We start from the raw sequence: 19,139 nt of genomic DNA, 5'->3' as shown, positions 1-19,139 counted from the left end.
AGGCGGAAGGAACCAGAAAGCGGTCGAATCCGGCCGGAACCGGATCCGACAGCGTCCATCCGCGTTCATCTGCTGGGAGAACCGCATGAGTGTCGTGAAGAGCCCGCTGTCCGAGCAGGACCGCAAGGTGGTGGGGGATTCCCTCCAAGGCGCGCTGGTCGACCTTCTCGACCTGTCCCTCGTGGCCAAGCAGGTGCACTGGAACGTGGTGGGGCCGCGCTTCCGCTCCATCCACCTGCAGCTGGACGAGGTGGTGGACAGCGCGCGCACCCACTCCGACACCGTCGCCGAGCGGGCGTCGGCGATCGGCGTCTCCGCGGACGGCAGGGCCGGGACGGTCGCCAAGTCGAGCGGCATCGACGCCGTCACCAACGGGTGGGTCAAGGACAGCGAGGTCGTCGAGATCATGGTGGCCGCGCTGCACGCGGTCATCACCCGGATGCGGGAGCGCATCGAGGTGACCGCCGACCCGGACCCGGTCACGCAGGACCTGCTGATCGGCCTCACCGCCGACCTCGAGAAGTTCCACTGGATGTTCCAGGCCGAGAACGCCTGACCGTCCCGCCGCCCGCCGCTCCTCCGCGGGGAGGCGCAGCGGGCGGGGCGGTGGGCGGCCGTGACGGGCCGCCGGGCACCGCGGACTCGGGGGAACGGGGGCTCGCGTACTCGGGGTCGGAAGGAGGCGGCCGTGCGACCGCTCCAGGAACTCCCGGAATTGGCTGCCCCGCCCCTCGCCGCGGCACCGTCCGGGGCAGGCTCCCTTTCCCCCTCGCCGCCCGGCGGCTCCTGCGGCCGGTTCCCGCCCGGCAGGCGGCTGCGCTGCGTGATCGGGCTGATCGGCGGGGTGCTGTGGTGGGGGGCGCTGCTCCAGCTGGGTGCGGGGCCGGCCGCGGACCCCTGGGTGAGCGCGGTGGCCGCGGGCGGCTGGGGTCTCGGCCTCATCCCGCTGCACGCCGTCCCTGCGCACGTCCGCCGCGCCGGGGCCGGCCGTTCCCGGGCGGTGCGCGCCCGAGCCGCCCGCTCGCGGCACGGCGAGCAGAACTGAACGCCCGCCGGGCCGGGAACGGCCCGGCGGGCTCCTGACCGCCGGTGTCCTCAGGGGGCGCCGGCGGGGACGGGGCCGCGCTGGCACCGGGGGCACCAGTACGCCGGCCGCCTCTGGTCCGCGGGTCCGTGCTCGCCACCGCGTACAGCGGTGCCGCAGCGCAGGCAGGGCCGGTGCTCGCGGCCGTAGACCCAGTGGGTGCGTCCCCGCCGCGTGTCGCCGGTGGTCACATGTCCCGGCCGCGCCTTGTTGGCCTCCAGCAGCCGTTTCGCCAGCAGTACCAGCTTCTCCGGCGCCGGCACGTCCCCGAACGGTGTCCACGGCGTCACGCCGCGCAGGAAGCACAGCTCCGCCACGTAGACGTTGCCGATCCCGGCGAGATTGCGCTGGTCCAGCAGCGCTTCCCCCACCGGCCGGGCGGGATCCGCGGCCAGTCGCCGCAAGGCCTCTGCCGGATCCCACCCGGGCCCGAGCAGATCCGGTCCCAGATGGCCCACCACCTGCGGCTCGTCCGCCGTGGCCAGCAGTGCCAGCACCGGCAGCCGGTAGCCGACGGCCGTCCGCTCGGCCGTCTCCAGCACCGCCCGCACCTGGTGCTCGGCCCCGCCCCGCCACCGTTCACCCGGCGCGTAGAGGTGCCAGGAGCCGTCCATCCGCAGATGCGAGTGGAGCGTCGTGTCCCCGTCCAGCCGGGTCAGCAGGTGCTTGCCGCGGGGCACCACCTCCAGGACGCGGCGCCCCGCCAGATCGACGGTGGCCAGTTGCGGCACCCGCAGGTCCGCCCGCACGAGCGGGCGCCCCGCGAGCGCGGCATGCAGCCGGTGGGCGGTCAGCCAGACCGTGTCTCCTTCAGGCACCCCTCCATGATGCCGTGCCGCTCCTTCCTCCCGGCGGGCCCGCGGCCGCCCGGAGAGGCGCGGTACCTGCGGGAAGGATCGGACAGGCCTAGGGGGTGCCCCGCAGACGCAGCCCGCGGGGGGTGGCGTGGAAGCCGGCCGCTTCCAGGGCCCGGCCCAGCGGCGAAGTCAGGGCGGGCTCGCCGTTGGTGCGCTCCACGGTGAGCTTGCCCAGCACCCCTTCCCGTACCGCGAGGGCCAGGGCGTCGGCCGCGGCCTGTACCCGTATCTCCTCCACGGGCCAGGCCAGCAGCGTCTTGCCGCCCCGCTCCACGTACAGCGCCAGCTCCCCGTCGGTGAGCACGACCAGGGCGCCCGCCTTGCGGCCCGGCCGGTGGCTGACGCCCGCCGGCTGCTCGGGCCAGGGCAGCGCCGCCCCGTACGGATTCGCCGGATCCGCCGCCGCCAGCACCACCGTCCTGGAGTGGCCGGAATTCTCCTCCGCACGCTCACGCGCCGTGCTCAGCGCCCGCAGCCTGTCCACCGCGCCCTCCATCGCGAACTGCGCAGCCCCCAGCCCTTCCACCACGTAGCCGCGCCGGGCGTGGCCGGTCTCCTCCAGTGCCGCCAGCACCCGATATGCCGCCGAGAAGCCGCCTTCGACACCCTCCGCCGCGACCGCACCCCTGGTCACGACGCCGTGCCGATCGAGCAGTGCGTGGGTCAGGGCGTGCGCCCGCAGCGTCGGATCCTGCTCGGGGGAGGGCACGAGGGACCAGCGCCCCGCGGTCGTGGGCGGGCCGTTGCGCGACGCCGTGGGGCGCGGCGCCGCCCGCCCGGCGAGGGAGCTGTACCTGCCGCGCGGGGCCGCGCGCGGTGCGCGGTGCGCGGTCGCGCCCGCCGTCCGCCCGGAGCCGAGGAGCGCGCGCAGCGGGGCGAGGGTGTCGTTGGTGAGCCGGCCCGACCATGCCAGCTCCCAGACGGCGTCGGCGAGTTCGGGCTCGCTCGCCTCGAGACCGGCGGCCCGTACGTGGTCGGCGATCTGCCGGAAGAACAGCCCGTAGCCCCCGGACAGCGCCGAGAGCACCGCCTGGTGCAGGGGACCCGTTTCGAGCGGCTGGGGCGGGGGCAGCAGCAGCGGGGCGCTGTCGGCGGGATACAGCGAGACCCAGCCGTCCTTGCCGGGCAGAGACCCGGCGCCTGCCCAGAGGACCTCTCCCGAGGCCGTCAGCTCGTCCAGCATCGCCGGGGTGTAGCCGGTGACCCGCGACGGCAGGACCAGCTTCTCCAGGGCGGAGGCCGGCACCGCCGCGCCCTGCAACTGCTCGATCGCCCGCGCCAGACCGTCCGTGCCGCGCAGGCTGTGGGTGCCGACGTGCTGCCACTGCGGGAGGAAGACGCCCAGCGTCGCGGGCGGCACCGGTTCCAGCTCCTGCCGCAGCGCCGCGAGCGACCTGCGCCGCAGCCGGCGCAGCACCGCCGCGTCGCACCATTCCTGGCCCGCCCCGCCCGGGCGGAACTCGCCCTGCACCACTCGCCCCGCCGCAGCCAGCCGCTGCAGGACGCCGTCCGCGACGGCCGCCCCCAGACCGAACCGCGCCGCCGCCTCCGACGTGGTGAAGGGCCCGTGCGTGCGCGCGTAGCGGGCCGTCAGATCGCCCAGAGGATCTTTGACGGGCTCGGTGAAGGCCACGGGCACGCCCACCGGCAGAGCCGTGCCGAGCGCGTCCCGCAGCCGTCCGGCGTCCTCGACCGCCGCCCAGTGCTCGGCGCCGGCGATCCGCACCCGGATCGCCCGCCTCGCCGATTCCAGGTCGTGCGCCCACGCCGGCTCGGCGCCCCTGGCGGCCAGCTCGGGCCACGTCAGCGGGCCGAGTACCCGCAGCAGGTCCGCCACGCCCTCGGCGTCCTTGATCCGCCGCTCCTCGGTCAGCCACTGCAATTCGCGGTCCAGTTCCGCGATCACGTCGGTGTCGAGCAGTTCCCGCAGCTCGGCTTGGCCCAGCAGTTCGGCGAGCAGCCGTGAATCCAGCGAGAGCGCCGCCGCCCGCCGCTCCGCCAGCGGCGAGTCGCCTTCGTACAGGAACTGCGCGACGTAACCGAACAGCAGCGACCGGGCGAAGGGGGACGGCTCGGCGGTGGTGACCTCGACCAGCCGCACCCGGCGGGCCTCGATGTCGCCCATCAGCTCCACGAGCCCGGGGACGTCGAAGACGTCCTGAAGGCATTCGCGCACCGCCTCCAGCACGATGGGGAAAGACCCGAACTCCGACGCGACCGCCAGCAGCTGCGAGGCCCGCTGCCGCTGCTGCCACAGCGGGGTCCGCTTGCCGGGGCTGCGCCGCGGAAGCAGCAGGGCGCGGGCGGCACACTCCCGGAAGCGGGAGGCGAACAGCGCCGATCCGCCGACCTGATCCGTCACCAGCTGCTCGACCTCGCCCTTGTCGAAGACGACGTCGGCGGCACCCACCGGGGACTTCTCCGGGTCGAACTCGGCGCCCGGGTGGGCCGGCGCCACGTCCAGCAGGTCCAGACCCATCAGGTCGGCGTCGGGCAGCCGCAGCACGATGCCGTCGTCGGCATGCATGGCCTGGGCGTCCAGGCCGTACTTCTCCTGGAGCCGCGCCCCGAGTGCCAGCGCCCACGGCGCGTGGACCTGCGCGCCGAAGGGTGAGTGGACGATCACCCGCCAGTCGCCCAGCTCGTCGCGGAAGCGCTCGACCACGATGGTCCGGTCGTCCGGTACATGACCGCAGGCCTGCCGCTGTTCGGCGAGATACGCCAGCACGTTGTCCGCGGCCCAGGTGTCGAGACCCGCCTCGGTCAGGCGCTCCCGGGCCGGGCCGTCGGCCAGCGCCCCCACCTCGCGCAGCCACGCGCCGAGTGCCCGCCCCAGTTCGAGCGGCCGGCCGAGCTGATCCCCCTTCCAGAAGGGCAGCCGGCCCGGCACACCGGGCGCTGGGGACACCAGGACCCGGTCCCGGGTGATGTCCTCGATGCGCCAGGAGGTGGTGCCCAGCGTGAAGACGTCGCCGACCCTGGACTCGTAGACCATCTCCTCGTCCAGCTCGCCGACCCTTCCACCGCCCTTCTTCGGGTCGGAGCCCGCGAGGAACACCCCGAAGAGGCCGCGGTCGGGGATCGTGCCGCCTGACGTCACGGCCAGCCGCTGTGCTCCGGGCCGGCCGGTCAGCGTGTTCGCCACCCGGTCCCACACCAGCCGCGGGCGCAGCTCGGCGAAGGCGTCGGACGGGTAGCGTCCGGCGAGCATGTCGAGGACGGCCACGTACGCCGAATGCGGCAGCGATGCGAAGGGCGCCGCGCGGCGGACGACGGCCAGCAGGTCGTCGACGTCCCAGGTGTCGAGTGCGGTCATCGCGACGATCTGCTGGGCCAGCACGTCCAGCGGGTTGGACGGGACCCGCAGCGACTCGATGGCGCCCTCCCGCATCCGCTCGGTGACCACGGCAGACTGCACCAGGTCACCGCGGTACTTCGGGAAGACCACGCCCTTCGACACCGCGCCCACCTGGTGCCCGGCACGGCCGACCCGCTGGAGTCCGGAGGCGACCGACGGGGGCGACTCCACCTGCACGACCAGATCGACCGCGCCCATGTCGATACCCAGTTCGAGGCTGGACGTGGCGACGACCGCCGGCAGCCGGCCCGCCTTCAGATCCTCCTCGACCAGCGCACGCTGTTCCTTGGAGACCGATCCGTGATGGGCGCGGGCCAGCACCGGTGCCGCGCCGCGGGCGGCGCCCGACTGGGCCATGATCTCGGCGGGCGACGCGGCCTCGGGGAGTGGGGCGCCCTCGGCGCGCTCGTGGCCGATCTCGTTGAGCCGGTTGCAGAGCCGCTCCGCGAGCCGACGTGAATTGGCGAAGACGATCGTCGAGCGGTGGGCCTGCACCAGGTCGGCGATCCGCTCCTCCACGTGCGGCCAGATCGACGGGCGCTCGGCCGGGCCCGCGGCCGGACCGGTGTGCTCCGCGGCGTCCGCGGCCGGTGAGCCGCCGAGCTCGGCCAGATCCTCCACCGGCACCACCACCGAGAGGGCGAACTCCTTGCGGGAGGGCGGCTGGACGATCGCGACCCTGCGCTGCGGCGACAGGTAGCGCGCGATCTCGTCCACCGGGCGGACGGTGGCCGACAGACCGATGCGCCGGGCGGGGCGGTCCAGCAGCCGGTCCAGGCGCTCCAGCGACAGGGCCAGGTGGGCGCCGCGCTTCGTGCCCGCGACCGCGTGCACCTCGTCCAGGATCACCGTCTCCACCCCGCTCAGCGCCTCGCGCGCCGCGGAGGTGAGCATCAGGAACAGCGACTCCGGTGTGGTGATGAGGATGTCCGGCGGCCGGGTGACGAGCGCTCGCCGCTCCGCCGGCGGGGTGTCGCCGGAGCGGATCCCCACCCGGACCTCGGGTTCGGGCAGTCCGAGGCGCACCGACTCCTGGCGCAGGCCCGCGAGCGGGCTGCGCAGGTTGCGTTCCACGTCCACGGCCAGGGCCTTCAGCGGCGAGACGTAGAGCACCCGGCAGCGCTTGCGTGCCTCGGCCGGCGGGGGAGTGGCCGCGAGCCGGTCCAGCGCGGCAAGGAAGGCGGCGAGCGTCTTGCCGGAGCCCGTGGGCGCGACCACCAGCACGTCGGAGCCCCCGGCGATGGCCGTCCACGCCCCGGCCTGAGCGGGGGTGGGCTCGCTGAACGCACCGGTGAACCACGCGCGGGTGGCCGGTGAGAAGGCGTCGAGACTGCGGTGATCGGACATGCCACCATCCTGCCTCGCAGCACCGACACCCCGCCGACCGCGCCGCAGGCCTGTGGATAACCCCTGGCGCGAGCACGCCACAATGACCTCATGACCCGAGGCGAGCAGGCCAGGCACTGGGAGCACCCCGCGCTGCCCGGCGTGGACCTGCTGCATGCCCGTTACATCCGGCACACCTTTCCCCGGCATGCGCATGACGGGTTCGTGATCGCGGCCGTCACCAGCGGTGTCGAGGGCATCGGCCTGCCGGGCGGAGCCGAGCGTGCCGGGGCCGGAAGTGTCGTCCTCATCAACCCCGAGACCCCGCACTCCGCCTACGCGGGCGCGGAAGAAGGCTGGGCCTACCGCGTCCTCTACCCGTCGCCGCAGGTCGTCACGGCGGTCGCCGCGGAGCTGTCCCTGCCGCGCGGCACTCCCTCCTTCACCACGACCGTGCTGCACGACCCCGGCACCGCGCGGATGATCGCCGACGTGCACGCGGCCGCGGAACGCGACAACGCGCTGGCGGCGGACTCCTGCCTGCGCCTGCTGCTCGCCCGTCTCCTGGCCCGGCACGGCTCGGGGCCCGGGGCCGCACGTGGCGGCGCGGGCGGCGGCCCCACCCTTGCCGCCCGCGCCCGGGAGCTGCTGCTCGCCCGGCTCACGCATCCGCCGGGCCTGGAAGCGCTCGCCGCCGAGCTCGGCACCAGCCCGTTCGCGCTGCTGCGGGCGTTCAGGTCCGCCTACGGACTGCCGCCGCACGCCTGGCTGACCGGGGAGCGGGTCAGGGCCGCCCGCCGCCTGCTCGACGCGGGTGTCGCGCCCGCAGCGGTCGCGACCGCTGTCGGCTTCACCGACCAGCCGCACCTCAACCGCCACTTCACCCGGATCGTCGGCGTCCCACCGGGCGCCTACCAGCGGGAGCGCAAGAACGTACAAGACGTCGCGGCGGGGCCTTCCTAGCCTGAACGGGTGATCGCACCACCGACATCGGACCAGCCGGACCAGGCGTCCGAACACCTGCCGTCCCCCTCCCGCTCACGCGTGATCCGCGACGCCCTCGGCGTCGGAGTGGCCGTGGGCCTTTCCGGCTTCGCCTTCGGCGTGACCTCGACCGGCGCCGGACTGAGCCCGCTGCAGAGCTGCGCGCTGTCCCTGCTGGTCTTCACGGGCGCCTCGCAATTCGCCCTGGTCGGCGCTCTCGGCGCAGGCGGCAACCCCTTCGCGGCGGCGGCGGGCGCGCTCTTCCTCGGCGTCCGCAACGCCTTCTACGGGCTGCGCCTGTCCCAGCTGCTGAGCCTGCCGCGAGCACTGCGCCCGGCTGCCGCGCAGTGGGTCATCGACGAGACCTCCGCCGTCGCCCTGGCCCAGCCGGACCGCGCGAGCGCCCGGCTGGGATTCACCGTGACCGGCGCGAGCCTGTACGCCCTGTGGAACCTGACGACCCTGGGCGGTGCTCTGGGCGCCGCGGCGCTCGGCGACCCCGCGGTATGGGGGCTGGACGCGGCCGGCCCGGCCGTCTTTCTCGCGTTGCTGACCCCCATGCTCAAGGGGCGCACGGAGCGCGCGGTGGCGGCCCTGGCCGTGCTGCTCGCCCTGAGCTGCCTGCCGGTGCTCCCGGCCGGGGTACCGGTACTGGTCGCCGCGCTCGCGGCGCCGGTGGTGCTGGCGGTGCAGACCGGCCGTCGCAGCGGGGCCGCGGCACCCGCCCCGGCCGTTCACGAGGAGGAGCGGTGACGGCGGAGGGTACGTGGATGGCGATCGGCGCCACGGCGGCCGGCTGCTACGCGGTGAAGCTGCTGGGCCTGTCGATACCGGCCGGGGTGCTGGACCGCCCGCTGGTCAGGCGGCTCGCCGCGCTGGTGCCGATCGCGCTGCTGGCGGGGCTCACCGCGCTGCAGACCTTCGGCACGGACCAGCTGCGGCTGTCCGTGGACGCGCGGGCCGCGGGCCTTGCGGCAGCCTGTGTCGCGCTGCTGCTCCGGGCGCCGTTCCTGGTCGTGATCGGCGCCGCCGTGGCCGTCACCGCCGCCCTGCGCGCGCTGGGGAGGCTGTGACCGGCCGCAGCAGCGGTGGCCTGCGTGATCCGCTCGGCCGCGCGCGATACTGGCAGCCATGCGGCTGACGATTTTCTGGGAACGAATGCGCGCCCACTTCGGTGACACCTATGCGGACTCCTTCGCGCGCGACCACGTGATGTCGGAACTGGGCGGGCGGACCGTGGTCCAGGCGCTGGAGGACGGCTGGGAGGCCAAGGACGTGTGGCGCGCGGTGTGCGCCGCGATGGACGTCCCTGCGGCCCGGCGCTGACCGCGGGCAGCGGCGGGCCCGGGCCTGCGGCCGCCGCCCCGCCCCGCGGTGTTCGCGCCGGCCCCAGTCACTGCGCCGAATGACCGGATATCAGGACTTTCGTTCCCTGTGAGGCGAAACTTGGCGCGTGGCAGAAACCGGTGGCACCCCCGACCCGGTCGAGCCTCCTGCCCAGCCGCCGGACGACGGAACCGGCCCTCCCGGCCCCCCGTCCCCGGGCCGGCCCGGTCCGCGAGCCCGGATGCCCCGCTGGCTGCCGCGCGCCCTGCTGCTCGCGCTCGCCCTCGTCGCCTGCTACCAGTTCGCGCACTGGGTCTTCGGTCGACTCGTCGGGCTGCTGGTCAACGTCCTCATCTCCTTCTTCTGCGCGGTGGCCATCGAGCCGGCGGTGGACTGGATGGCCACCCGGGGAATGCGCCGCGGTCTGGCCACCGGCCTGGTCATGCTCGTCGTGCTGATCGCGTCGGCGGGCTTCCTGGTCGCCCTGGGGTCGCTGCTGGTCGACCAGATCGGCACCATCGTCCGCAATCTGCCGCAGTACGTGGACGATGTCGTGGCCTGGATCAACCGGACCTTCCACTCCCATCTCGACACCGGGCGGCTGCGGGAGAACTTCCTGCACTCCGACTGGGTACGCACCTATCTCGCCAACGGGGCGAGCAGCGTGTGGGGGCTGTCGGCCACCGTCGTCGGCACGGTGTTCCAGCTCTTCACCGTGCTGCTGTTCACCTTCTACTTCGCCGCCGACGGCCCGCGGCTGCGTCGCGCGCTGTGCTCCGTGCTGCCGCCCGCCCGCCAGGCCGAGGTGCTGCGTGCGTGGGACATCGCCGTCGCCAAGACGGGCGGGTATCTCTACTCCCGGGCGCTGATGGCCGTGATCTCCGGGATCGCGCACTACGTCCTGCTGCAGATCCTCGGAGTGCCCTACGCGCCCGCGCTCGGGGTGTGGGTCGGCCTCGTCTCGCAGTTCATCCCGACCGTCGGCACGTATCTCGCGGGTGCGCTGCCGGTCCTGATCGCGTTCGCCGAGGACCCCTGGGACGCCCTGTGGGTGCTCTGCTTCGTCGTGGTCTACCAGCAGTTCGAGAACTACCTGCTCCAGCCGCGTATCACCGCGCGGACCGTGGACATCCACCCGGCGGTCGCCTTCGGCTCCGTCGTCGCGGGAACGGCCCTGCTCGGGGCGGTGGGCGCGCTCATCGCCATTCCGGCGACCGCCACACTGCAGGGCTTCTTCGCCGCCTATGTGCGACGCTACGAGGTGACCGATCCGCGGCTGTGACGGCCGGAGCTCCCCGGCGGGTCGCTTGACACGGAATTCGAACATCCATTCTGATGGGTGAGCGCGGACCGATTCTCCGCGTCGGCGGCGTGGATTCCGGCCCGAGCGACAGGCCGGAGCCGCCCAAGTTATCCACAGGTCGGAGCGACGTTCCCGGCGCGTTGTCAGTGGCAGGCGCTAGCGTCGTGGACGTGAAGCGATCGAACCAGACATCCCGGGTGGAACCCATGGCAGGAAACGACCGCGACAAGGCGCTCGACGCCGCGCTCGCGCAGATTGAACGGCAGTTCGGCAAGGGCGCGGTCATGCGCCTGGGCGACCGGCCGAATGAGCCCATCGAGGTCATCTCCACCGGGTCGACCGCCCTGGACGTGGCCCTCGGCGTCGGCGGGCTGCCGCGCGGCCGGGTCGTGGAGATCTACGGCCCGGAGTCCTCCGGCAAGACGACCCTGACGCTGCACGCGGTGGCGAACGCCCAGCGGGCCGGCGGCACGGTGGCGTTCGTCGACGCCGAGCACGCCCTCGACCCCGAGTACGCCAAGGCCCTCGGCGTCGACACCGACAACCTGCTGCTGTCCCAGCCGGACACCGGTGAGCAGGCGCTGGAGATCGTGGACATGCTGGTCCGCTCGGGCGCCATCGACCTCATCGTGATCGACTCCGTGGCAGCCCTTGTGCCGCGGGCCGAGATCGAGGGCGAGATGGGCGACTCGCACGTGGGTCTCCAGGCCCGGCTCATGAGCCAGGCGCTCCGCAAGATCACCAGCGCGCTCAACCAGTCCAAGACCACCGCCATCTTCATCAACCAGCTCCGCGAGAAGATCGGTGTGATGTTCGGCTCGCCGGAGACCACCACCGGTGGCCGCGCGCTGAAGTTCTACGCCTCCGTCCGGATCGACATCCGCCGGATCGAGACGCTCAAGGACGGTACGGAGGCGGTCGGCAACCGCACCCGCTGCAAGGTCGTCAAGAACAAGGTGGCGCCGCCCTTCAAGCAGGCCGAGTTCGACATCCTCTACGGCCAGGGCATCAGCCGCGAGGGCGGTCTCATCGACATGGGCGTCGAGCACGGCTTCGTCCGCAAGTCCGGCGCCTGGTACACGTACGAGGGCGACCAGCTCGGCCAGGGCAAGGAGAACGTCCGGAATTTCCTCAAGGACAATCCGGACCTGGCGGACGAGATCGAGAAGCGGATCAAGGAGAAGCTCGGCGTCGGTGTGCGGAAGACCGACACGCCGGAAGCACAGCCGGGAACGGAGCCGGCCGGTGCCGAGGCGGCGGCCAAGGCCGAGGTGCCGGCGCCGAAGAAGGCGACCAAGGCCGCTGCAGCCAAGGCCTGACGCCGTGGCGGGCAGGTCCCAGGAGCGCGGCGGCCCTTCCGAGTCGAGGGCCTCGCAAGAGCCGCCGCTCAGTCCCGAGGAGCAGGCGCGGGCGCTGTGCCTGCGCCTGCTCACCGGGAGTCCCCGTACGCGCAGGCAGCTCGCCGACGCCATGCGTAAGCGGGAGATTCCCGAAGAAGTCGCCGAGGACGTCCTGGAGCGCTTCCAGGATGTCGGGCTGATCGACGACCAGGCGTTCGCCAACGCCTGGGTGGAGTCCCGGCACCGCGGGCGCGGTCTCGCCCGCCGGGCGCTCGCCCAGGAGCTGCGCCATCGCGGAGTCGAAGCCGAGCTGGTCACCGAGGCCGTCGGCCTGCTCGATGCCGAGCAGGAGGAGGAGACGGCGCGTGCCCTCGTCCAGCGCAGGCTGCCCGGCACCCGCGGTCTGGACCGTGACCGCCGGATCCGCCGGCTGGCCGGCATGCTGGCCCGCAAGGGGTACGGCGAGGGACTGGCGCTGAAGGTGGTGCGCGACGCCCTCGCCGCCGAAGCAGAGAGCGCCGACCCCGGCTCCGGGCACGGTTCCGACGGCCCGGATCCGTGGGAATAGGGGCGCGGAGGCGCTCTACGGGGTGCGACCGCTGACCCGGGCGCCCGCGGAACCGTCCTGCGGCATGTCACCGGCTGCCCCCGGCTGCCCGTCGCCGTCCGGGCCGTCCGTCGCCTCGTCGCTGTCGCCTTCCGCCGCGATCGGCGGGCCGCCGCGTGCCAGATCGGCGTACGAGTAGAGCTCGGCCGGCCGGCAGCCGACCATCGCCGTGACCAGATGCCCGTCCGGCCGGATGAGCAGCACGCTGTGCGCCGTCGCCCCCGGGTAGGACTCGGTCACCAGTAGTTCAGCTGCCGTGGGCAGTGCAGCGACCGCCGACGCCAGCCGGGGCATCAGCCCGGCCGTCAGCCAGTGCCTGCTCTCCCACACCCCGGTGCCGGGTGCGATCAGCAAGACCACGAGCCCGCGGCCCAGCCGGTCCCGCAGGCGGCCGACCGTTCCGTCGAGCGCTGTCACCGCCACGTCGTCGACCCGTCCGCCCGGAGGCGTGTCGCATCCTGCCACCAGCGGTGACGCGCCCGCCCTGCCACTGCCCGACCGCGCCGCGGGCAGCGCGAGCGGTGAGCGCCCGTAAACCTGGGAGGCGGCGGCCGTACCCCGTCCCAGATGGCTGTCCGTCAGCATCTCCGCATGGCCGCGGGCCGATCCCGACAACAGCGACTGCCGCACCGTCTGCCACGCGCCGCTCGCCCGCAGCAGCGGAAGAGCCTGGTCGGTCGCCCGCAGCCGGGTCCCCACCGCTGTGCGCCGCTCGGCCTCGTAGCTGTCCAGCAGCACCTTCGACGCCTCGTCGTGCCACGCGAGGGCCAGCTTCCAGGCCAGGTTCTCGGCGTCCCGCAGCCCCTCCTCGACGCTCTGCGCCCCCAGCGCTCCCATGACGTGGGCGGCGTCGCCCGCCAGGAACACCCGACGGATCCGCCACCGCCGGGCCAGCCGCTGGTGCACCGTGTAATCCGCCGAGCCCACGACCTCGTAGGGCACCACGCTTCCGCACCATCCCGCGAGCGCGCCACGCAGCCGTTCCACCAGCGCGTCCGGCGTCAGTGCACGGGCCTGCACCGGCAGCAGCCAGTCCAGCCGCCACAGTCCCCCGGGCAAGGGCCGTGCGGTCACCTCCTGCCCGGCCGGCGCTCCGGGCGGGTCGCGGTGCAGCAGCGCCACGCCCGGTTCGGGAAGCTCGGCGCGCACCACTGCGACGGCGTGCCGGTCCACCGCCGTCCGGCCGGGGAAGCGCACCCCGAGAAGCTTGCGGACCGTCGACCGCGGGCCGTCGCACCCCACCAGGAAGCTGCCGCGCCACCAGGTCTCGTGAGAGCCGCGGGTGTGCACCGTGACGCCGCGGGCGTCCTGCTCCAGGGCGTCCACCCGGCAGCCGGTCACGATCCGGACCGAGCCGCAGCCCAGCAGCGCCTGCCGCAGCCCGTCCTCGAGCCGGTGCTGCACGATGTGCACGGGTGCGTCGTCCGCACCGAAGTCGAGCCGCGCCACCTCTGCTCGTCTGCGGACGGTACGCCAGCCCTTCCAGGCCGCACCTTCGCTGCGGACGCCCGGATACCCCAGCCGCTCGACCAGCGCGGCTGCGGCCGGGCCGAGTACGGCGGTGCGCGAGCGCCGCAGCCCCTCGGCGTCGGCGATCACCTCCGCCTCGTCCAGCAGGATGACGGGGACGTCGCGGCGGGCCAGCGCGAGGGCGAGGGTCAGGCCCACCGGGCCTGCCCCCGCGACGATCACCGGGTCCACGAAGCGGTCTCCGGAAGGAATGCGGTCACAAAGCGTATGCAACTCACTGCGCCTGCCCACGTCAAGCGACAGTCGCACGTCGGCGCGGTGCGAGCGCGGCACACCGGGCGCACCGGCGCGCACCGGGCGGCGCCCGGGACGCGTACCGGGTCGGTAACGGTCCGCCCCACGAGCCGGTACCCCCTTGACGCACCCCCGCCGGATCGGGGTGGATGCCGTCACGAGAAGCGCAGGCCGACGGCCCGGGGGCGCACCGCCGAGCGCGTGCCGCTCCGGGCCCGCAGCGCTTGGGAAGGACGCCGGGCCGCACGGGCGGAGCGGTCCGGACATCAGGATCGGCAAGGCCGGCGACCGGCATGCGACAGAAGGGGAAGTGGCACAGATGCGGCTGCTGCTGGTGGAGGACGACGACCGGGTCGCCGCGGCCGTCTCGGCGCTCCTCGGCAAGCACGGTTTCGACGTCAGGCACGCGCGCAGCGGCGAGGAGGCGATCCAGGCCCTGCTGCCCGACGGCGGACCCGCCTTCGACTGCGTCCTGCTCGACCTGGGGCTGCCCGACCAGGACGGTTTCGAGGTGTGCAGCCGGATCCGGCGCAGGACCGACACCCCTGTGATCATGGTCACTGCCCGCGCGGACGTCCGGTCCCGCATCCACGGCCTCAACCTGGGTGCGGACGACTACGTCGTCAAGCCCTACGACACCGGCGAGCTGCTCGCCCGGATCCACGCCGTCAGCCGCCGCCCGCCGCTGCGCCCGGAGAGCGCCGCCTCGTCCCCTCCGGCGGCCGACGCGGCGGGCGCTGCGCAGACCGCGGCGCCCGCCGCGCAGCGCACCCGGCTCCAGCTGGGGCCTGTCACCGTCGAACCGTCCACCCGCCGGGTCACCGTCGAGGGCGAGGCGGTCATGCTGACCCGGAAGGAGTTCGACCTGCTGGCGCTGCTCGCCGGGCACCCCGGAGTGGTCTTCCGCCGCGAGCAGATCATCAGCGAGGTGTGGCGCACCGCGTGGGAGGGTACGGGGCGCACCCTGGAGGTCCATGTGGCATCCCTGCGTTCCAAGCTCCGCATTCCGGCGATGATCGAGACCGTGCGCGGCGTGGGCTACCGGCTCGTCGTCCCGCCGGCCGGCTGAGCCGCACCGCGACCCGGGCCCCCGACCGTGCGCTCCCGACTGCTCCCGCTGCTCATCGTGCTGATGGCGGGCGTCCTGCTGGCCCTGGGCATCCCGCTGGCCGTCAGCCAGGCCGCCGCGCAGCAGCAGCGTGTCGTGGTCGACCGGATCGACGACACCACGCGCTTCGCCGCCCTGGCCCAGTTCGTCACCGCGCGGGACGAGGAGCAGTCGATGGTCGACAGCGTGGACGGCGAACGGCTGCACACATTGCGCACGGAACTCGCCCGCTACCAGCAGCTGTACGGCATCAGCGCCGGCGTCTTCTACCGCGACAGCTCCGCCATGGCCGAGGCGCCCGAGAAGTGGCGGCTGCCGGCCGAGGGCGAGCTCTACGACGCCTACGAGTCGGCACTGCTGGGCCGCCGCGCCCACGACCCCGCCCAGGTGTGGCCGTGGCAGCACCGCAGGCTGGCCATCGCGTCGCCGATCGTGCGGGACGGCGACGTCGTCGCGGTCGTCGTGACCAATTCCCCCACCGGAGCCCTGAGGTCCCGCATCCTGCACGGGTGGATGCTTCTGGCGGCCGGTGAACTGGCCGCCATGGCCATCGCCGTGCTGTGCGCGGTCCGGCTGACCGCCTGGGTACTGCTCCCGGTCGCAAAACTCGACCGCGTCACCCACGACATCGCCACCGGCCGGATGAAGTCCCGGGTCCGGGCGACCGGCGGCCCGCCCGAGCTGCGCCGCCTGGTCCGTTCCTTCAACGAGATGGCCGACAACGTCGAGGCCGTGCTCGACCAGCAGCGGGCCTTCGTCGCGGACGCCTCGCACCAGCTGCGCAACCCGCTCTCCGCGTTGCTGCTGCGGATCGAGCTGCTGGGCCTGGAGCTTCCCGAGGGCCACACCGAGGCCGAGTCGGTGAAGGAGGAGGGCCTGCGGCTCGCCCAGGTGCTCGACGACCTGCTGGGCCTGGCCGTCGCGGAGAGCTCGGACGGCCACCTGGAGGTGATCGACGTCGGGGCACTGGTCCGTACGCGTACGGACGCATGGCGTGCGGTGGCCGACCGGGCGGGTGTCGGGCTGGACTTCGCCGGACCGCCGCCGGGGAGCCCGGAAGTGACCGGGTGGGCGGACGCCGTGGCCCTGTCCAGCGCGCTGGACGCCGTGCTGGACAACGCGATCAAGTTCACCCCGGCCGGGGCCGGGGTCACGGTCGCCGTGGAGGCCCGCGAGGAGGCCGCAGCCGTGGTGGTCGCCGACGGCGGGCCGGGGCTGGGCGACGAGGAGCTGGCCCGGATCGGCGATCGGTTCTGGCGCAGCCCGCGGCACCAGAACGTGCACGGCTCAGGGCTCGGCCTGTCGATCGCCCGGTCGCTGCTGCGCCAGGGCGGCGGCGCGATCACGTACGGCCACCACGAGCCGACCGGCCTGCGGGTGACGCTCACGGTGCCGCGGACGGCGCCCACGCCCTGACAGGGCGCCTCAGGGCTTCACCGAGCGGTAGTAGCGCACCGCTCCCTGGTGCAGCGGCAGCGGGTCGGTGAAGACGGCGGTGCGCAGATCCACCAGCTGGGCGGCGTGCACCACCGTGCCGATCGTGTCCCGGCTGTCGATCACCGCCCGGGTCAGCCGCTCGACGAGCCCGGCGTCCGCGCGGTCGGTGGTGATCAGCAGGTTGGGCACCGCGACGGTGGGCACCGCCTTGCCCTGCTGCGCCGACGGGTACGCGTCGGCCGGCATCGCGGCCTGGCGGTAGTAGGCCATCTCCGGGCCCATCGCGTGCAGCGACGCCACCTGGTCGCCGAGCTGGACCAGCCTGATCCGCGCCAGCGGCGTGGCCATGGCGGTGACGGCGGCCGTCGGCAGTCCGCCGGACCAGAAGAACGCGTCGAGCTTGCCGTCGAGCAGCATGGCCGGCGCCTGGTCGATACCCACCGGCTCCGCGGTGACGTCCTTGTCGATGTCCATGCCCGCCGCCTGGAAGAGCCGGTGGGTGATGAGGCTGACGCCGGACCCCTCCTGACCGATGCCGACCGTCTTGCCGCGCAGGTCCCGGATCGACTGCACGGGGGAGTCGCGCGGCACGATCAGCTGCATGTAGTCGTCGTAGAGCCGTGCGACGGCGCGCAGCCGCGACTTGCCCGGTCCGTCGTAGCTGGCCACCGCGTCGGCCGCGGCGATCGTGAAGTCCGAGCGGCCGGAGGCGACCCGCTTGATGTTGTCCACCGAGCCCTCGGTGTGCTCCAGCGTCACCCGCACCCCGGGCAGAGCCGTCCGCAGATCCCCCTGCAGCAGCATCCCGTACTTCTCGTAGACGCCGTTGGCGACACCGGTCGCGAAGGACAGGGGCCGGTGCGGATACGCCGGACCGGCCGAGGGCACCAGCCACCACGCCAGCAGCGCCAGAACCACGGCCGTGCCCAGCGCGCCCTGTACGGCCCGCAGCAGCCCGGCCCGGCGGCCCTGCGGCCGGAGCGGGCGAAGCACGCGACGGTCCATGGCTCGCGATCCTGCCAGGCGGTGGCGCTGCGGGGGAAGGGCCGCCGCCCTCCCGCCGGGAGTTGTCCACAAGCCGGAGGCGGCGCAGCCGGGAAAGCACGTAGTCTGGGTCATTGTTATGAGCGCGCGTACTTACGAGGTCCGCACCTACGGGTGCCAGATGAACGTCCACGACTCCGAGCGGCTGTCGGGCCTGCTGGAGGACGCCGGCTACGTCCGGGCGCCCGAGGGCTCGGACGGCGCGGACGTCGTCGTCTTCAACACCTGCGCGGTGCGGGAGAACGCCGACAACCGGCTGTACGGAAACCTCGGTCAGCTGGTGCCGAAGAAGGCCGCCCGGCCGGGCATGCAGATCGCCGTGGGCGGCTGCCTGGCGCAGAAGGACCGCGACACGATCGTGAAGCGCGCGCCGTGGGTCGACGTCGTCTTCGGCACCCACAACATCGGCCGGCTGCCGGTGCTGCTGGAGCGGGCGAGGATCGCCGACGAGGCGCAGGTCGAGATCGCCGAGTCGCTGGAGACCTTCCCCTCCACGCTGCCCTCGCGGCGTGAGTCGGCCTACGCCGCGTGGGTCGCGATCTCGGTGGGCTGCAACAACACCTGCACCTTCTGCATCGTGCCCGCGCTGCGCGGCAAGGAGAAGGACCGCCGGCCCGGCGACGTCCTCGCCGAGGTCGAGGCGCTGGTCGCCGAGGGCGTGATCGAGGTCACGCTGCTCGGTCAGAACGTCAACGCCTACGGCTCCGACATGGGCGACCGTGAGGCCTTCGGCAAGCTGCTCCGGGCCACCGGCGGGGTCCAGGGCCTGGAGCGGATCCGTTTCACCTCGCCGCACCCGCGGGATTTCACCGACGACGTCATCGCCGCCATGGCCGAGACGCCCAACGTGATGCACCAGCTGCACATGCCGCTCCAGTCGGGCTCCGACCGGGTGCTGCGGGCGATGCGCCGCTCCTACCGGCAGGACCGCTACCTGGGCATCATCGAGAAGGTGCGCGCCGCCATGCCGGACGCCGCCATCACCACCGACATCATCGTCGGCTTCCCCGGCGAGACCGAGGAGGATTTCGAGCAGACGCTCCACGTCGTGCGCGAGGCGCGTTTCGCCCAGGCCTTCACCTTCCAGTACAGCAAGCGGCCCGGCACCCCCGCGGCCGAGATGGACGCGCAGGTCCCCAAGGCCGTCGTCCAGGAGCGGTACGAGCGCCTCGTGGCGCTGCAGGAGGAAATCTCCTGGGAGGAGAACAAGAAGCAGGTCGGCCGCACCGTCGAGGTGCTCGTGGCCGAGGGTGAGGGCCGCAAGGACGAGGCCACCCGGCGGCTGTCCGGGCGCGCGCCCGACAACCGGCTCGTGCACTTCGAACGCCCCGAGGGGCAGCAGGTCAGGCCCGGTGACATGGTGACCGTCGAGATCACCTACGCCGCCCCGCACCACCTGCTCGCCGAGCGCCCCGCGCAGGCGGTGCGCCGCACACGGGCCGGTGACGCGTGGGAGCGGCGTACTGCGGCCGCGGCGCAGGCTCCGGCCGGCGTCATGCTGGGCATGCCGGCGGTCGGCGCTCCGGCGGCCGCGCCTGCCGCCACGGGCGGCTGCTCCGTCTGCTGACGTTGCCCGGGGACCGCTGTCGGTCCCCGGCGGT

General features: G+C 73.6%; 15 protein-coding genes and 1 pseudogene. 12 read left to right on the top strand and 4 right to left on the bottom strand.

Annotation, left to right across the window (positions count from 1 at the left end; translation table 11 throughout):
• The first annotated feature begins 85 nt into the window (after positions 1-85).
• Both ACH4SE_RS25440 and ACH4SE_RS25435 read left to right on the top strand, forming a co-directional pair.
• Positions 86-556: a Dps family protein gene (locus ACH4SE_RS25440; protein ID WP_398545770.1), complete on the top strand. Its 471-nt coding sequence runs from the start codon at positions 86-88 to the stop codon at positions 554-556.
• A gap of 132 nt (positions 557-688) precedes the next feature.
• Entirely contained in the window at positions 689-1,045 is a 357-nt protein-coding gene (locus tag ACH4SE_RS25435) for a hypothetical protein (RefSeq protein ID WP_398545769.1), read from the top strand.
• A gap of 50 nt (positions 1,046-1,095) precedes the next feature.
• Here the strand turns inward: ACH4SE_RS25435 and ACH4SE_RS25430 are convergent, their stop codons facing one another.
• Positions 1,096-1,902: a DNA-formamidopyrimidine glycosylase family protein gene (locus ACH4SE_RS25430; RefSeq protein WP_398545768.1), complete on the bottom strand. Its 807-nt coding sequence runs from the start codon at positions 1,900-1,902 to the stop codon at positions 1,096-1,098.
• 88 nt (positions 1,903-1,990) lie between these two features.
• Positions 1,991-6,646 carry an ATP-dependent helicase gene (locus ACH4SE_RS25425; protein WP_398545767.1) on the bottom strand — a complete coding sequence of 1,552 codons (4,656 nt, stop codon included), beginning with the start codon at positions 6,644-6,646 and terminating at the stop codon, positions 1,991-1,993.
• A gap of 90 nt (positions 6,647-6,736) precedes the next feature.
• Here ACH4SE_RS25425 and ACH4SE_RS25420 point away from each other — a divergent pair, with 90 nt between their 5' ends.
• From ACH4SE_RS25420 to recX, 7 genes and pseudogenes are all read left to right on the top strand, one after another.
• Positions 6,737-7,588: an AraC family ligand binding domain-containing protein gene (locus ACH4SE_RS25420; RefSeq protein ID WP_398545766.1), complete on the top strand. Its 852-nt coding sequence runs from the start codon at positions 6,737-6,739 to the stop codon at positions 7,586-7,588.
• Positions 7,589-7,645: 57 nt separating this feature from the next.
• Positions 7,646-8,362, top strand: a complete 717-nt coding sequence (locus tag ACH4SE_RS25415) for an AzlC family ABC transporter permease (protein ID WP_398545794.1) — start codon at positions 7,646-7,648, stop codon at positions 8,360-8,362.
• A gap of 17 nt (positions 8,363-8,379) precedes the next feature.
• Entirely contained in the window at positions 8,380-8,682 is a 303-nt protein-coding gene (locus ACH4SE_RS25410; protein ID WP_398545793.1) for an AzlD domain-containing protein, read from the top strand.
• Between the two features lie 58 nt (positions 8,683-8,740).
• Positions 8,741-8,935 carry a DUF3046 domain-containing protein gene (locus ACH4SE_RS25405; RefSeq protein WP_398545765.1) on the top strand — a complete coding sequence of 65 codons (195 nt, stop codon included), beginning with the start codon at positions 8,741-8,743 and terminating at the stop codon, positions 8,933-8,935.
• A 127-nt stretch (positions 8,936-9,062) separates the two neighbouring features.
• The gene (locus tag ACH4SE_RS25400) at positions 9,063-10,217 is read left to right on the top strand and encodes an AI-2E family transporter (RefSeq protein WP_398545764.1); all 1,155 of its coding nucleotides are present in this window, start codon (positions 9,063-9,065) and stop codon (positions 10,215-10,217) included.
• 227 nt (positions 10,218-10,444) lie between these two features.
• Positions 10,445-11,557: a recombinase RecA gene (gene recA / locus ACH4SE_RS25395; protein WP_398545763.1), complete on the top strand. Its 1,113-nt coding sequence runs from the start codon at positions 10,445-10,447 to the stop codon at positions 11,555-11,557.
• Positions 11,448-12,146, top strand: a pseudogene (recX, locus tag ACH4SE_RS25390) (recombination regulator RecX); the annotation flags it as partial. The gene recA and the pseudogene recX, both read left to right, overlap by 110 nt.
• A 15-nt stretch (positions 12,147-12,161) precedes the next feature.
• Here recX and ACH4SE_RS25385 read toward each other — a convergent pair.
• The gene (locus tag ACH4SE_RS25385) at positions 12,162-13,886 is read right to left on the bottom strand and encodes an FAD-dependent monooxygenase (RefSeq protein WP_398545762.1); all 1,725 of its coding nucleotides are present in this window, start codon (positions 13,884-13,886) and stop codon (positions 12,162-12,164) included.
• A 382-nt stretch (positions 13,887-14,268) separates the two neighbouring features.
• Between ACH4SE_RS25385 and ACH4SE_RS25380 the strand changes: the two genes are divergently transcribed.
• Together ACH4SE_RS25380 and ACH4SE_RS25375 are read left to right on the top strand one after the other, a co-directional pair.
• Positions 14,269-15,018 (top strand): response regulator transcription factor, encoded by a 750-nt coding sequence (locus ACH4SE_RS25380; RefSeq protein ID WP_398545792.1) that lies wholly within the window; start codon positions 14,269-14,271, stop codon positions 15,016-15,018.
• A gap of 27 nt (positions 15,019-15,045) precedes the next feature.
• Positions 15,046-16,473 carry an ATP-binding protein gene (locus ACH4SE_RS25375; RefSeq protein WP_398545761.1) on the top strand — a complete coding sequence of 476 codons (1,428 nt, stop codon included), beginning with the start codon at positions 15,046-15,048 and terminating at the stop codon, positions 16,471-16,473.
• Between the two features lie 9 nt (positions 16,474-16,482).
• On the opposite strand, the gene ACH4SE_RS25370 is transcribed toward ACH4SE_RS25375, so the two are convergent.
• Positions 16,483-17,499 (bottom strand): TAXI family TRAP transporter solute-binding subunit, encoded by a 1,017-nt coding sequence (locus ACH4SE_RS25370; protein ID WP_398545760.1) that lies wholly within the window; start codon positions 17,497-17,499, stop codon positions 16,483-16,485.
• 118 nt (positions 17,500-17,617) lie between these two features.
• Here ACH4SE_RS25370 and miaB point away from each other — a divergent pair, with 118 nt between their 5' ends.
• Positions 17,618-19,105 (top strand): tRNA (N6-isopentenyl adenosine(37)-C2)-methylthiotransferase MiaB, encoded by a 1,488-nt coding sequence (miaB, locus tag ACH4SE_RS25365; protein WP_398545759.1) that lies wholly within the window; start codon positions 17,618-17,620, stop codon positions 19,103-19,105.
• Positions 19,106-19,139: the final 34 nt, after the last annotated feature.

Source organism: Streptomyces sp. NPDC020983 (assembly GCF_044333485.1).
Classification (GTDB): Bacteria; Actinomycetota; Actinomycetes; order Streptomycetales; family Streptomycetaceae; genus Actinacidiphila.
This window is presented reverse-complemented; position numbering and strand designations above follow the sequence as displayed.

What these genes read in the sequence shown, in the direction of transcription:
- ACH4SE_RS25440 (WP_398545770.1), top strand. Translation starts at nt 86, where the DNA reads ATGAGTGTCGTGAAGAGCCCGCTGTCCGAGCAGGACCGCAAGGTGGTG.
- ACH4SE_RS25425 (WP_398545767.1), bottom strand. Translation starts at nt 6,646, where the DNA reads ATGTCCGATCACCGCAGTCTCGACGCCTTCTCACCGGCCACCCGCGCG.
- ACH4SE_RS25420 (WP_398545766.1), top strand. Translation starts at nt 6,737, where the DNA reads ATGACCCGAGGCGAGCAGGCCAGGCACTGGGAGCACCCCGCGCTGCCC.
- ACH4SE_RS25410 (WP_398545793.1), top strand. Translation starts at nt 8,380, where the DNA reads ATGGCGATCGGCGCCACGGCGGCCGGCTGCTACGCGGTGAAGCTGCTG.
- ACH4SE_RS25405 (WP_398545765.1), top strand. Translation starts at nt 8,741, where the DNA reads ATGCGGCTGACGATTTTCTGGGAACGAATGCGCGCCCACTTCGGTGAC.
- recA (WP_398545763.1), top strand. Translation starts at nt 10,445, where the DNA reads ATGGCAGGAAACGACCGCGACAAGGCGCTCGACGCCGCGCTCGCGCAG.
- ACH4SE_RS25380 (WP_398545792.1), top strand. Translation starts at nt 14,269, where the DNA reads ATGCGGCTGCTGCTGGTGGAGGACGACGACCGGGTCGCCGCGGCCGTC.
- ACH4SE_RS25370 (WP_398545760.1), bottom strand. Translation starts at nt 17,499, where the DNA reads ATGGACCGTCGCGTGCTTCGCCCGCTCCGGCCGCAGGGCCGCCGGGCC.
- miaB (WP_398545759.1), top strand. Translation starts at nt 17,618, where the DNA reads ATGAGCGCGCGTACTTACGAGGTCCGCACCTACGGGTGCCAGATGAAC.